Raw genomic sequence first — 13,726 nt, 5'->3', positions numbered from 1 at the left:
GCTCTCTTTTTTCTTATCCTCGCTTAACGCTCCAGTCCTACTGACTCTTCTTGTCCGCTGGCGGTAGATGCGCTCGCCGTGGTTGTGCCTTCGCCTTCGTCTGATTGAGAGGGGGAAAATGCTGTGACTTGTCTGTGGGGGACGGGCTGCACTTGGCACTGATTGCGGATGTCATAGCGAACAATGGGAGCATACGGCTGGCAATGCGGGGGGAGGGGAGGTTCTGTTGTCCGGTAAAGAAGGTGCAGGCTTTCAGGCAAAGAAAAGCCCGCGCAGTGGCGCGGGCTTTTTTAATCTCGGGACCGCTTATCAGGCCTTGGATTTTTTCTTGCTGGTTTCGGCTTTCACTTCCACCTTGTCAGCTACCTGGGCTTCTTCGGAGAAGGGACGGCCGTAGTAGGTATCCAGCAGGATGGCTTTCAGCTCGCTGATCAGCGGGTAGCGCGGGTTGGCACCGGTGCACTGGTCATCGAAGGCTTCAACGGCCAGCTGGTCAACCTTGGCCAGGAAGTCGGCTTCGGCGACACCTGCGTCACGGATGGAGGCCGGGATCCCTAAGGTCGCTTTCAGCTCGTCCAGCCAGGCCAGCAGCTTCTCGATCTTGGCGGCGGTACGGTCACCGGCGGCAGTCAGACCCAGGTGGTCAGCCACTTCGGCGTAGCGACGACGAGCCTGCGGACGGTCGTACTGGGAGAACGCGGTCTGCTTGGTCGGGTTGTCGTTCGCGTTGTAGCGGATGACGTTGCTGATCAGCAGGGCGTTGGCCAGGCCGTGCGGGATGTGGAACTCGGCACCCAGTTTGTGGGCCATGGAGTGGCACACACCCAGGAAGGCGTTGGCGAATGCGATACCGGCGATGGTGGCAGCGTTGTGCACCTTCTCGCGGGCAACCGGGTCGTTGGCCCCGTTCTGGTAGCTGGAGGGCAGGTAGTCCTTCAGCAGTTTCAGGGCTTGCAGTGCCTGGCCGTCGGAGTACTCGTTGGCCAGCACGGAAACATAGGCTTCCATGGCGTGAGTCACGGCGTCGATACCACCGAAGGCGCACAGGGATTTCGGCATGCCCATCACCAGGTTGGCGTCAACGATGGCCATGTTCGGGGTCAGCTCGTAGTCGGCCAGCGGGTATTTCACGCCGGTGGCGTCGTCGGTCACGACCGCAAACGGGGTCACTTCAGAACCGGTACCGGAAGTGGTGGTGATGCAGACCAGCTCGGCCTTCACGCCCATTTTCGGGAACTTGTAGATACGCTTGCGGATGTCCATGAAGCGCATGGCCAGATCTTCGAACGCGGTGTCCGGATGCTCGTACATCACCCACATGATCTTGGCAGCATCCATCGGTGAACCACCGCCCAGGGCGACGATCACGTCCGGCTTGAAGGAGTTGGCCATCTCGGCACCCTTGCGTACCACGGTCAGGGTCGGGTCGGCTTCTACTTCGTAGAACACTTCCACTTCCATCTTCAGACCCTTGAGCAGACGAACCACTTCGTCGGCGTAGCCGTTGTTGAACAGGAAGCGGTCGGTCACGATCATGGCGCGCTTCTTACCTTCCAGGTCGCTCAGGGCGATCGGCAGGGAACCACGACGGAAGTAGATGGATTTCGGAAGTTTGTGCCACAGCATGTTTTCTGCCCGTTTTGCGACTGTCTTCTTGTTGATCAGGTGCTTGGGACCCACGTTTTCGGAGATGGAGTTGCCACCCCAGGAACCGCAACCCAGGGTCAGGGACGGTGCCATCGCGAAGTTGTACAAGTCACCGATACCACCCTGGGTGGTCGGGGTGTTGATCAGGATACGGGCAGTCTTCATCTTGTCGCCGAAGTACTTGATGCGGTCGGCGTTGCGGTCCTGGTCGGTGTACAGACCGGAGGTGTGGCCGATACCGCCCAGGTTGACCATGTCACAGGCCATTTCAACGGCTTCTTCAAAGTTCTTGGCACGGAACAGACCCAGAGTCGGGGAGAGCTTCTCGTGAGCGAACTCTTCCTCTTCACAGATCTTCACGCCTTCGCCGATCAGGATCTTGGTGTTGGCAGGCACGGTGACACCGGCCATTTCGGCGATCTTGACCGCAGGCTGGCCCACGATGTTGGCGTTCATGGCGCCGTTGATCAGGATGACTTTACGAACCTTGTCAGCTTCGTCCTTGCTCAGCACATAGCCGTTGTGAGTGGCGAAACGCTCTTTGACCTGGTCATAGATGGAGTCAACCACGATGGCGGCTTGCTCGGAGGCACAGACCACGCCGTTGTCGAAGGTCTTGGACATCAGGATGGAGGCGACGGCACGCTTCACATCGGCGGTTTCGTCGATGACCACCGGTACGTTACCGGCACCCACGCCGATGGCGGGCTTGCCGGAGGAGTAGGCGGCTTTCACCATGCCCGGGCCACCGGTGGCCAGGATCAGGTTGATGTCGTTGTGCTTCATCAGGGCGTTGGAGAGTTCAACAGACGGTTGATCGATCCAGCCGATGATGTCTTTCGGCGCACCGGCGGCAACGGCTGCATCCAGTACCAGCTTGGCTGCGGTATTGGTGGAGTTTTTGGCGCGGGGGTGCGGGGAGAAGATGATGGCGTTGCGGGTCTTCAGGGAGATCAGGGATTTGAAGATCGCGGTGGAGGTCGGGTTGGTGGTCGGTACGATACCGCAGATGATGCCTACCGGCTCGGCGATGGTGATGGTACCCATCTCGTCATCTTCGCTGAGGATGCCGCAGGTCTTCTCTTCTTTGTACTTGTTGTAGATGTATTCGGAGGCGAAGTGGTTCTTGATAACCTTGTCTTCGATGATACCCATACCGGACTCTTCGACGGCCATCTGGGCCAGAGGGATACGGGCGTTGTTGGCGGCCAGGGCGGCGGCACGGAAGATCTTGTCTACCTGCTCTTGGGAGAAGCTGGCGAATTCACGCTGTGCTTCCTTAACGCGGGCGACCAGTGCATCCAGTTCTGCCAAATTGGTTACTGCCATGTTTATCTCCTGATTATTTGAAAACTGTTTAGTAAGACGTTGGCAATGCCCGGCAATTATAGTTGGCCTGTCAAGGCGACAATTACTGCAACAGGGGTATTTACATGCCTTACTAAATTGTTTTCCGAGTCGATTATAGAGCGGGGTAGACCCAGAAAAACTTGATCTCGATCAAGTGTTGCAAAAGAACAAAAGAAATTTTATTTCACAATTTTTTTCTGGTCGGATGTTATCAAGTTGTGGAGTTGAACAAATCCTTTATGAACCCTGAATGAACGGTTTTAGTCCAGATTTTTCATCAAGTTAAGGCTTGATAAACAATTTGGAGGAAACCGCTGCATGACAGCCATCACACAGCCATTGTGATCAAACTTAACCTTTGACACTCGAGTGGTGGCAGATTTTCCACTGTCTGTTATCGATTTGTGTATTTTGACCGTTTGGTTTGCCGTTTCTCCCCACCGTTTTTGGCGCTTTTTTACACGCAATTTCGCATTTCCCTTACCTTGGATAGAGGGGGAAGAGGTATGACCCGTTAGGAGCTCGTTATTGCCTTTAGCGTGGTACAAGGTGATCGGAATGCCCTTCCTTGCCGGGCTTCTGCAAAGGTGGTTTAGGCGCTGGCAGGCGGGCTGTGGCTGGCAGCTGGCATCTGATAGGCAATCATGACCCTCGGTTCCTGGTGTTGAACGCCGCGTCAGGAAAACGTCGGAACAAGAGCCGGAAAAACAGCCGCGGCGACAGGGGGTGTACCTGGGCCACAGATTGGATGAGGTAGCGACTTGCGCCGCGGAGATCGTTTCGCACTGGCTTATCTGTTGGGAAGAGGGGAAATCATTAGCGGAACTAACTAAAAAACCCCGATATTGGTGAGATTATTTAATTGGTGCGGATCCTGGCTATGGTGTAAATTTACGCACGCATTGATATGGAGTAGCCCGCGGGCTTGCACACTATTGGAAGGGGTCTATGGCGGCAATTGACGTCTCTTTATATCTGAAGTTTTTTGTCGGTTTGTTTGCGATCATCAACCCGCTTGGTCTGTTGCCGGTGTTTGTCAGTCTGACCAGTCACCATACCCCGGCCGAAAGAATGAAGACCAACACGACCGCCAATATCGCCGTGATGGTGATCCTGCTGGTCTCCATGACCATGGGGCAGCTGATCCTGGACGGTTTTGGTATTTCGCTGGCGTCGTTTCGCATCGCCGGCGGTTCGCTTATCACCCTGATCGCCTGGTCCATGCTGCAAGGCAAGCTGGGTGAGGTGAAGCACAACAAGCAGGAGAAAGGGGAGTTGGCGGTGCGCGAATCCATCGCGGTCGTGCCGCTGGCGCTGCCACTGATGGCGGGACCGGGGGCCATCTCGTCGGTCATCGTCTACGCCAGCCAGAGCCACTGGCAGCAGATGCTCGGCATGTCGCTGGTGGTGGTGGTGTTCTCGTTCTGCTCCTGGCTAATCTTTCGCGCCGCCCCCTTGCTGTTCAAGATCATGGGCAATACCGGCATCAACGTGGTGACCCGTATCATGGGTCTTATCATGATGTCGCTGGGTATCGAGATCATGGTGGCCGGGATCAAGGGTGTCTTCCCCAGCCTGATGTGAGCCAGATCCGTTTTATGAAAGCCGGTCCTCGTGACCGGCTTTTTATTGGTTGCTTTTTGAATGCCATTTTCTAGAATCGAGCGATTTGTATAAAAAAGCGTCGGTTACGGGGCGTTTAAATACTGAAATTCTTGTCAAAAGCTGTTTTTTTGACCATGGATGGCCGTTGCTCCTGATAATATCTATTGCATCATCACAATAAGCAGGGAATTATGCTGGGAGCGGGTTGTTACCCCGTCATTGAAAAAATTGCATGGAATGTTCTTGTTGGAGTATGGAAATGACTCATAAAAAAACAATGATTAACACCCTCCTGGTGGCCGCGCTGTTTGGTGGCGCCACAATGGCACAAGCCGCCGATGTACCCGCCGGTACCAAGCTGGCCGAGGTGCAGCAGCTGGTCAAAGGCAACGGCTCCGAGCCCGCCACCCTGGACCCGCACAAGACCGAAGGAACGGTCGAATCCAATATCCTGCGCGATCTGTTCGAAGGTCTGGTCGCCTCCGGTCCCAAGGGCGAAGTGCTGCCCGGCGTGGCCGAGTCCTGGGAAACCGCGGACAACAAAAAATATGTGTTCCACCTGCGTAAAGACGCCAAGTGGTCCAACGGTGATCCGGTCACCGCTCACGATTTCGAATTTGCTTTCAAGCGTGCCGTCGACCCCAAAACCGCCTCTCCCTACTCCTGGTATCTGGAGATCCCGACCATCGTCAACGCCTCCGACATCATCGCTGGCAAGAAGCCTGCCGACACCTTGGGTGTGAAGGCGGTCGATGACTATACCTTCGAGGTGCAACTGGAGAAGGCGATCCCTTACTTTGTCAGCATGCTCTCCCACACCACCACCTACCCGGTGCCGAAAAAAGTGGTCGAGAAGTTTGGTGACAAGTGGACCCAGCCCGGCAACATGGTGTCCAACGGTGCCTATGTGCTGAAAGACTGGGTGGTGAACGAGCGCGTCGATGTGGAGCGCAACAAAAACTACTGGAACGACGCCAAGACCGTTATCAACAAGGTGACCTATCTGCCAATCCAGTCCACCAACGCCGAGTTGAACCGCTACCTGGCCGGTGAAGTGGACATGACCTACCAGATGCCCATCGAGCGCTTCAAGCAGATGAAGAAGGAGAAGCCGGACGAGCTGAAAGTGACCGGTTATGTGGGCACCTACTACTACCAGTACAACGTCAAGCGCAAGCCGTTTGACGATGTGCGCGTGCGTACCGCGCTCTCCTACGCCATCGATCGCAACGTGATCGCCGACAAGGTGATGGGCCAGGGCCAGACCCCGGGTTACACCCTGGTGCCTGATTTCGTGGACGGCTTCAAGCCGGTGGCGCCCGAGTGGTCCAAGATGACCCAGGCCGAGCGCGATGCCAAGGCGAAAGCCTTGCTGGCCGAAGCCGGTTTCGATGCCAGCAAGCCGCTGAAGTTCGAGCTGCTCTACAACACCGACGACAACCACAAAAAAGTGGCCGTGGCCGTCGCCTCCATGTGGAAGAAGCTTGGCGTGCAGGTGAGCCTGGTCAACCAGGAGTGGAAGACCTACCTCGAGACCAAGAAACAGGGTCAGTTTGACGTGGGCCGTGCCGGCTGGATCGCCGACTACAACGAAGCCTCCTCCATGCTGGATCTGATGCAGACCACCCACGGCAACAACGACGGCAAGTACTCCAACCCGGCGTTTGACAAGCTGATGAACGAGTCCCGCGATCAGGTGGATGTGGAAGCCCGCAACAAGCTCTATGTCCAGGCCGAAGAGATCCTGGCCAAGGACATGCCGATCGCCCCCATCTACCAGTACGTGACTGCCCGCATGGTGAAACCCTATGTGGGTGGCTACCCGGCCAACCCGCTGGACAACCTCTACAGCAAGGACATGTACATCGTCGCCCACTGATGATGTAAAGCAACAAGTCGCATAACAAGCAGGGCCCGCCAGACGGCGGGCCTTTATTACAACCGCGACCATTTGGAAGCAGTACAGGACAGGAATTGTCTATGTTGAAATTTATTCTAAAACGTCTACTGGAAGCGATCCCGACTCTGCTGGTCTTGATCACCGTCTCCTTCTTCATGATGCGTTTCGCCCCGGGTAACCCCTTCACCAGCGAACGCTCGCTCCCCCCCGAAGTCATTGCCAATATCGAAGCCAAGTACGGCCTCGACAAGCCCATCGGCATGCAATACCTCACCTATCTGGGCAACCTGGTACAGGGGGATCTGGGGCCCTCTTTCAAATACAAGGACTTTACCGTCAACGATCTGGTGAGCCAGGCCCTGCCGGTCTCGGCCAAGATAGGCTCCTTCGCCTTTCTGTTCGCGGTGACGCTGGGGGTGACGTTCGGCACCATAGCAGCCTTGAAACAGAACACTATTATCGATTACCTGCTGATGTCGTCGGCCATGGCGGGGGTGGTGATACCCGGCTTTGTGCTGGCGCCCCTCCTGGTGCTCTTCTTCAGCATCTATCTGGGCTGGTTCCCGGCCGGTGGCTGGCAGGGGGGCGGCATCCAGTTCATGGTGCTGCCGGTGTTCGGCATGATGATGTACTACATCTCGGCCATCTCGCGCATCATGCGCGGCAGCATGATCGAGACCATGAACTCCAACTTCATCCGCACCGCTCGCGCCAAGGGCTTGCCCCTGCGCCACATCATCCTCAAACACGCCCTGCGCCCGGCCATGCTGCCGGTGGTCTCCTACCTGGGGCCGGCGTTTGTGGGCATCATCACGGGTTCCGTGGTGATCGAGACCATCTTCGGTCTGCCGGGGATAGGTCAGTTGTTCGTCAACGGAGCGCTGAACCGTGACTACTCCATGGTGCTCGGCCTGACCATTCTGGTCGGTGCCCTCACCATCACCTTTAACGCCGTGGTCGATATTCTCTATGCCTTTATCGATCCGAAAATCCGTTATTAATCAGGGAGTAGACCATGGTTGTTTCAACTGAAAAACGCGAGGCCGTCGAGGCCTTCGCCCAGAAAGTGGACGTGGTGGAAGGGCGTTCCCTGTGGAAGGATGCCCGCCGCCGTTTCCTGCGCAACAAGGCGGCGCTCACCAGCCTCATCATCCTGAGCCTGATTGGCCTGGCGGTGATCTTCGGGCCGCACCTGTCCCAGTACACCTTCGACGATCCGGACTGGGGCGCCATGCAGACCGGTCCCGACATGGAGACCGGCCACTGGTTCGGCACCGACAGTCTGGGGCGCGATCTGTTCGTGCGCACCCTGCTCGGCGGGCGCATTTCGCTGATGGTCGGCATCATGGGGGCCATGGTGGCCGTCATCATCGGCACCTTGTATGGCGCCGCCTCCGGTTTTATCGGCGGTCGGGTCGACAGCCTGATGATGCGGGTACTCGAGATCCTCAACGCCTTCCCCTTCATGTTCTTCGTGATCATGCTGGTGACCTTCTTCGGCCGCAATCTGGCGCTTATCTTTATCGCCATCGGGGCGGTGAGTTGGCTCGACATGGCGCGGATCGTCCGTGGCCAGACCCTGAGCCTCAAGAGCAAGGAGTTCATCGAGGCGGCCCATGTCTGCGGCGTCTCCAAGTGGAAGATCATCACCCGCCACATAGTGCCAAACGTGCTCGGTATCGTGGCGGTCTACGCCACCCTGCTGGTGCCGGGGATGATCATGTTTGAATCCTTCCTGAGCTTCCTGGGCCTTGGTGTCCAGGAGCCCATGACCAGCTGGGGTGCCCTGCTGGATGAAGGCTCCAAGTCGATGGAAGTGGCCATCTGGCAACTCCTGTTCCCCGCCGGTTTCATGGTGGTGACCCTGTTCTGTTTCAACTTCCTCGGGGATGGTCTGCGTGACGCCCTCGATCCGAAGGATCGCTAAAAAAGCGCCGAAGGAGCGCTGGAACAACGCGCCGAGGGGCCGCACAGTGCGGCTCAATCTGGCGGATAGCGCATCGGATCGACAGGAATACGTCACGAAAGATCGATAAGGAGTTTTTATGAAGTTACTGGATGTAAAAGATCTGCGGGTCGAATTCAAGACCCCGGACGGCAATGTGGTGGCGGTCAACGACCTCAACTTTTCACTGGCGGCGGGCGAGACCCTGGGCATCGTCGGCGAGTCCGGCTCGGGCAAATCACAGACCGCGTTTGCCATCATGGGGCTGCTCGCCAAGAACGGTGTCATCACCGGCTCTGCCAAGTTTCAGGGCGACGAGATCCTCAACCTGCCGGAGGCCAAGCTCAACAAGATCCGCGCCGAGAAGATCGCCATGATCTTCCAGGACCCCATGACCTCGCTGAACCCCTACATGAAGGTGCAGGATCAGCTGATGGAAGTGCTGATGCTGCACAAAGGGGTGAGCAAGGCCGAGGCGTTTGAAGAGTCGGTGCGCATGCTGGATGCGGTGAAGATCCCCGAGGCGCGCAAGCGCATGGGCATGTACCCGCACGAGTTCTCCGGCGGCATGCGCCAGCGGGTGATGATCGCCATGGCGCTCTTGTGCCGGCCCCAGCTGCTGATCGCCGACGAGCCGACCACGGCACTCGACGTGACGGTGCAGGCCCAGATCATGACTCTGATGAACGAACTCAAGCGCGAGTTCAACACCGCCATCATCATGATCACCCACGATCTGGGGGTAGTTGCCGGCATCTGTGACAAGGTGCTGGTGATGTACGCCGGTCGCACCATGGAGTACGGCAAGGTGGACGATATCTTCTATCGCCCGAGCCACCCCTATACCGAAGGTCTGCTGCGCGCTATTCCCCGCCTCGATACCGAAGGGGAAGAGCTGCCCACTATCCCGGGCAATCCGCCCAACCTGCTGCGTCTGCCCACCGGCTGCCCCTTCCAGGAGCGCTGCCATCGGGTGAGCGAGATTTGCGGCCAGCAATCACCCATCCTGACCCCGTTCAACAACGGGCGGGAGCGGGCTTGCCACTGGGTTTCGGATGCCATCATCAAGGGAGTGAACTAAATGGGTACTGACAAGAAACTGCTGCTGGAAGTGTCCGACCTCAAGGTTCACTTCAGCATCAAGAGCGGCAAGGCCTGGCCCTGGGCCAAACCCTCGGCCCTGAAGGCGGTGGACGGGGTGACCCTGCGCCTGTACGAAGGGGAGACCCTGGGGGTGGTTGGGGAGTCGGGCTGCGGCAAGTCCACCTTCGCTCGCGCCATCATCGGCCTGGTGCCGGCCACCGACGGCAAGGTGGTGTGGCTTGGCAACGATCTGACCAAGCTCGACCAGAAGGCGCTGCGGGAGAAGCGTAAAGAGATCCAGATGATCTTCCAGGACCCGCTGGCCTCCCTCAACCCGCGCATGACCATAGGCGACATCATCGCCGAACCCCTTATCACCTTTTATCCAAATCTTGCGAAGGAGGAGGTGAAGGAGCGGATGCGCGCCATGATGAGCAAGGTGGGCCTGTTGCCAAACTTGGTAAACCGCTACCCCCACGAGTTTTCCGGCGGCCAGTGCCAGCGCATCGGTATCGCTCGGGCCCTGATCCTGGAGCCCAAGATGATCATCTGTGACGAGCCGGTCTCGGCGCTCGACGTCTCGATCCAGGCCCAGGTGGTGAACCTGCTCAAATCCTTGCAAAAGGAGATGGGACTGTCGCTCATCTTCATCGCCCACGATCTGTCGGTGGTCAAACACATCTCGGATCGGGTGCTGGTGATGTATCTGGGCAACGCGGTGGAGCTGGGAACCCGCAAGGAGATCTTCGCCAATCCGCTGCACCCTTACACCAAGGCACTGATGTCGGCGGTGCCCGTCCCTGACCCGGATCTGGAGCGGAGCAAGACCATCCAGATCCTGGAGGGGGATCTGCCGTCTCCCATGAACCCGCCGTCCGGCTGTGTGTTCCGCACCCGCTGCCCGGTGGCGGGTCCCGAGTGTGCCAAGACCCGGCCCCAGCTTGAAGGCAATTTTGATCACGCGGTCTCCTGCCTCAAGGTGGATCCGCTCTGATTGAAGCATGAGAAGAGGGCGCCCATGTGGCGCCCTTTTTATTTTTTGTGTGGGGGGTGAAGATGCCTCTTGGCGTTACCTTTCGAGGCTGTTACTATCCGCCGCAACAAGGGGAGTAACTTCTCGCCGGTTTGTCGTCATTACGGTGCACACCTTTTCCTGCAGTGCACCCGGCAGCCGGGCAGTCGATGCAAATTGGCTGTAAGTGAGACCTTGCCGAGAGGCAAGGTGTATCTGCTCCAGACGCAAACCCACTGCCTCCCGGCCGTGGGTTTTGTCGTTTTGGGGAGAAGTGAACATGGGTGAATGGTGGATGTGGACCGGTTTCTTCAGCATAGTGCTGGTCCTGTTATGGATTGACATTCGTTTTGTCGGCGGCGGCAAGGCACACAAGGTGTCGCTCAAAGAGGCGGGTATCTGGTCCCTCGTCTGGGTGAGCGTGGCGCTCCTCTTCAACCTGGCCATCTGGCTCTGGCTGGATCACAGTGCCGGGCGCGAAATCGCCAACCAGAAGGGGCTGGAGTTTCTCACCGGTTACCTTATCGAGAAGGCGCTGGCGGTGGACAACGTCTTCGTCTGGCTGATGCTGTTTGGCTACTTTGCCATTCCGGCCGAACTGCAGCGCCGGGTACTGCTCTACGGGGTACTGGGTGCCATCGTCATGCGCGCCGGCATGGTATTCGCGGGCAGCTGGCTCATCGAGCAGTTCCACTGGATCCTCTATCTGTTCGGTGCCTTCCTGCTGCTGACCGGTGCCAAGATGTTGTGGGCCGCCGACAAGGAGCCGGATCTCGAGAATAACGCCCTGCTCGGCTGGATGCGCCGCCGCTTCAAGGTGACCGAAACCCTGGAAGGGGAGAACTTCTTTGTCTGGCGTGACGGCGTGCGTTACGCTACGCCGCTCCTGCTTATCCTGGTGCTGGTGGAGGTGAGCGATCTCATCTTTGCAGTGGACAGCATTCCGGCCATCTTCGCGGTGACCACGGATCCTTTCATCGTGCTCACCTCCAACATCTTCGCCATCATGGGGCTGCGCGCCATGTACTTCCTGCTGGCCGGTGTCGCCGAGCGCTTCGCCCTGCTCAAATATGGCCTGGCGCTGATCCTGATGTTTATCGGGGTCAAGATGCTGCTGCTGGATGTGTTCAAAATCCCGACCGGTATTGCACTGGGTGTCGTGGCCCTGATCCTGCTGGCTTCCATGGGACTGAGCCTCTGGGTGACCCGCAAGAAGACGGCGTAAGGTACATCAAAAGGCACAAGTAAAAAGGGCTCCCGAGGGAGCCCTTGTTTTAAGGTCGATACTTACTGCTTGATCTTCTTGGGATTGGTGTAACCCCAGACGGTGTACATGTCCGCCAGCAGGGCGCCGTTGTACTCCTCGAGATCCGCCTGTTTCACCTCGGCATCACCCTGGCGGCCAAACAGCACTACCTCGTCACCGGGTTTGACCCCTTTCAGATCGGTCACGTCCACCATGATGGTGTTCATGGAGGTCTTGCCGACGACCGGTACCTTCTGGCCCTGGATCAGTACATAGGCCTTGTTGCTGAGCGCACGGCGGTAGCCGTCGGAGTAACCCAGCGGCAGGTTGGCGAGCAGGGAGTCGCGCTTGAGGGTGAAGGTGCGGTCATAGCCGACGGTGTTGCCCGCCGGGTAGTGGTTGACGGAGGCAACCTGGGTCTTGAACGCCATCACCTTCTTGTACTCGGTGTAGGAGGGGATGGTGTCGCCATAGATGATGCCGCCCGGGCGCACCATGTCAAAGTAGGCTTCCGGCACTTCCAGGGTGGCGAAGGAGTTGGCGGCGTGGATGGTGAGTTTGCTGCGATCCAGTTTGCCGGCGTCGATCAGCCACTGGTAGTCCAGCTTGAACTGGGCCAGCCCCAGCTTGACGTCCTCTTTCTCTTCCACCGGGAAGTGAGTCATGATGCCGACCGGGGTGATCCCCTTGAGCTTGAGCATGGCCAGCGCATCTTCCTTGGAATCTGCCAGACGCAGGTCGATGCCGTTGCGGCTCATGCCGGCGGAGTTCAGACCGATATGCACCGGAATGTTGGTGTTGTGGCGCTTGGCGATGTCGGCGATCCCCTGGGCACTGGCCAGGCTGCCAACCAGCTCTTCCATCTTGTAGGGCAGGGCCTGCTCAACCTCATCCGGGGTGGCGGCACGGACCCGCATCAGACGACCCTCGAAGCCCTTCTCGCGGGCCACGCGGGCCTCTTCGTTGCTGGCGATGCCGATGCAGGGGATGCCCGCCTTGACCACGGAGGGCACCAGCAGATCGATGCCGTGACCGTAGGCGTCGGCCTTCATGATGGCGCAGATCTGCGGGCCCTTGTCACCCAGGCGCTCTTTGAGGGTCTGGATGTTGTGCTCGAAGGCGGCCAGATCCACTTCCAGCCAGGCATTGGCTGCGGTCTGCTCCTGACCGTTGCGATGGTCATTGGCAAGAGGGAGATAGGGGGCTGCGACGGCTTGACCAGCCAGCAGACCGAAGATCAGGGTAGCGAGCAGGGTTTTCTTGTGCATAGACGTTCCTTTTTTATTCGAGTTGGGATAGTGCCGATACTAGCGTAGCGGTTTAGCGACAACTTGTTGTTATTATTATGATCTTGGCGACGGCTCGGCGATTGCCGAGTGATGGAGAGTCTATCGCAACCGAGCGTCGTGCGACACTTGTCAGAGGAATAAAATGGTCAATTTGGAGTTACGTCTGCCACCCCCGCTGATCTTTACCCTATCTGCTGCTGCCATGTGGGGAATGCGCGGTGGTGGGGAGCCTGCGGGCTGGCAATGGGGCTTGGGGGCCCTGCTGGTAGCGTTGGGCGCCTTGTCTGGATTCGGGGCCCTGCAGCGCTTTCACCACCACCAGACCACCGTCAGCCCGACCCGGCCACACCACACCCGCCATCTGGTCACCTGCGGTGTCTATCGCATCAGCCGCAATCCCATGTACCTGGGGCTGCTCTGCTGGCTGCTGGCCTGGGGTTGTTATCTGGGGGGCGTCTGGGTTTGGCTGGGACCGGTATTGCTGGTGGCCTGGTTGACCCGCTTCCAGATCATCCCGGAAGAGCGGTTGTTGCAGGCTCGCTTCGGGGATGAGTATGCCCAGTACTGCCAGCGGGTGCGGCGCTGGTGCTAGGGCGGCGGTGACAGAAGAGGAAAGAAGCACAACCCCTTGGTTGACGGGGCTGTGCTT

Annotated in this window: 10 protein-coding genes; 8 read left to right on the top strand and 2 right to left on the bottom strand. The window is 58.1% G+C overall.

Annotation, left to right across the window (positions count from 1 at the left end; genetic code table 11):
- Positions 1-309 precede the first annotated feature (309 nt).
- Positions 310-2,976, bottom strand: coding sequence for a bifunctional acetaldehyde-CoA/alcohol dehydrogenase (adhE, locus tag I6L37_RS18435; protein ID WP_216992627.1), 2,667 nt, complete (start codon positions 2,974-2,976; stop codon positions 310-312).
- A 969-nt stretch (positions 2,977-3,945) separates the two neighbouring features.
- Between adhE and I6L37_RS18430 the strand changes: the two genes are divergently transcribed.
- From I6L37_RS18430 to I6L37_RS18400, 7 genes are all read left to right on the top strand, one after another.
- On the top strand, positions 3,946-4,581 hold the full coding sequence (locus I6L37_RS18430) for a YchE family NAAT transporter (protein WP_042028570.1): 636 nt from the start codon (positions 3,946-3,948) through the stop codon (positions 4,579-4,581).
- 280 nt (positions 4,582-4,861) lie between these two features.
- Positions 4,862-6,481, top strand: coding sequence for an ABC transporter substrate-binding protein (locus I6L37_RS18425; protein ID WP_061476080.1), 1,620 nt, complete (start codon positions 4,862-4,864; stop codon positions 6,479-6,481).
- 101 nt (positions 6,482-6,582) lie between these two features.
- Positions 6,583-7,503: an oligopeptide ABC transporter permease OppB gene (oppB, locus tag I6L37_RS18420; RefSeq protein ID WP_042028574.1), complete on the top strand. Its 921-nt coding sequence runs from the start codon at positions 6,583-6,585 to the stop codon at positions 7,501-7,503.
- A gap of 14 nt (positions 7,504-7,517) precedes the next feature.
- The gene (gene oppC, locus I6L37_RS18415; protein ID WP_216992626.1) at positions 7,518-8,429 is read left to right on the top strand and encodes an oligopeptide ABC transporter permease OppC; all 912 of its coding nucleotides are present in this window, start codon (positions 7,518-7,520) and stop codon (positions 8,427-8,429) included.
- Between the two features lie 118 nt (positions 8,430-8,547).
- Positions 8,548-9,528 carry an ABC transporter ATP-binding protein gene (locus tag I6L37_RS18410; protein WP_042028576.1) on the top strand — a complete coding sequence of 327 codons (981 nt, stop codon included), beginning with the start codon at positions 8,548-8,550 and terminating at the stop codon, positions 9,526-9,528.
- Positions 9,529-10,524, top strand: a complete 996-nt coding sequence (gene oppF, locus I6L37_RS18405) for a murein tripeptide/oligopeptide ABC transporter ATP binding protein OppF (protein ID WP_216992625.1) — start codon at positions 9,529-9,531, stop codon at positions 10,522-10,524. It begins immediately after the preceding gene.
- Between the two features lie 298 nt (positions 10,525-10,822).
- The gene (locus tag I6L37_RS18400; protein ID WP_061475733.1) at positions 10,823-11,767 is read left to right on the top strand and encodes a TerC family protein; all 945 of its coding nucleotides are present in this window, start codon (positions 10,823-10,825) and stop codon (positions 11,765-11,767) included.
- A gap of 62 nt (positions 11,768-11,829) precedes the next feature.
- Here the strand turns inward: I6L37_RS18400 and alr are convergent, their stop codons facing one another.
- Positions 11,830-13,056, bottom strand: a complete 1,227-nt coding sequence (alr, locus tag I6L37_RS18395) for an alanine racemase (RefSeq protein ID WP_042028580.1) — start codon at positions 13,054-13,056, stop codon at positions 11,830-11,832.
- A gap of 163 nt (positions 13,057-13,219) precedes the next feature.
- On the opposite strand from alr, the gene I6L37_RS18390 reads away from it, so the two are divergent.
- Positions 13,220-13,669: an isoprenylcysteine carboxylmethyltransferase family protein gene (locus I6L37_RS18390; RefSeq protein ID WP_216992624.1), complete on the top strand. Its 450-nt coding sequence runs from the start codon at positions 13,220-13,222 to the stop codon at positions 13,667-13,669.
- Positions 13,670-13,726 lie beyond the last annotated feature (57 nt).

The organism is Aeromonas sp. FDAARGOS 1407, from assembly GCF_019048725.1.
GTDB classification, from domain to species: Bacteria; Pseudomonadota; Gammaproteobacteria; order Enterobacterales; family Aeromonadaceae; genus Aeromonas; species Aeromonas enteropelogenes.
Note: the sequence above shows the minus strand (reverse complement) of the source record. Positions and strands in the feature narration are given on the sequence as shown.

Bases quoted from the DNA above. Each gene is read 5' to 3' on its own strand.
- I6L37_RS18400 (WP_061475733.1), top strand. From the start codon at position 10,823: ATGGGTGAATGGTGGATGTGGACCGGTTTCTTCAGCATAGTGCTGGTC.
- I6L37_RS18430 (WP_042028570.1), top strand. From the start codon at position 3,946: ATGGCGGCAATTGACGTCTCTTTATATCTGAAGTTTTTTGTCGGTTTG.
- I6L37_RS18410 (WP_042028576.1), top strand. From the start codon at position 8,548: ATGAAGTTACTGGATGTAAAAGATCTGCGGGTCGAATTCAAGACCCCG.
- alr (WP_042028580.1), bottom strand. From the start codon at position 13,056: ATGCACAAGAAAACCCTGCTCGCTACCCTGATCTTCGGTCTGCTGGCT.
- I6L37_RS18425 (WP_061476080.1), top strand. From the start codon at position 4,862: ATGACTCATAAAAAAACAATGATTAACACCCTCCTGGTGGCCGCGCTG.
- adhE (WP_216992627.1), bottom strand. From the start codon at position 2,976: ATGGCAGTAACCAATTTGGCAGAACTGGATGCACTGGTCGCCCGCGTT.
- oppC (WP_216992626.1), top strand. From the start codon at position 7,518: ATGGTTGTTTCAACTGAAAAACGCGAGGCCGTCGAGGCCTTCGCCCAG.
- oppB (WP_042028574.1), top strand. From the start codon at position 6,583: ATGTTGAAATTTATTCTAAAACGTCTACTGGAAGCGATCCCGACTCTG.
- oppF (WP_216992625.1), top strand. From the start codon at position 9,529: ATGGGTACTGACAAGAAACTGCTGCTGGAAGTGTCCGACCTCAAGGTT.
- I6L37_RS18390 (WP_216992624.1), top strand. From the start codon at position 13,220: ATGGTCAATTTGGAGTTACGTCTGCCACCCCCGCTGATCTTTACCCTA.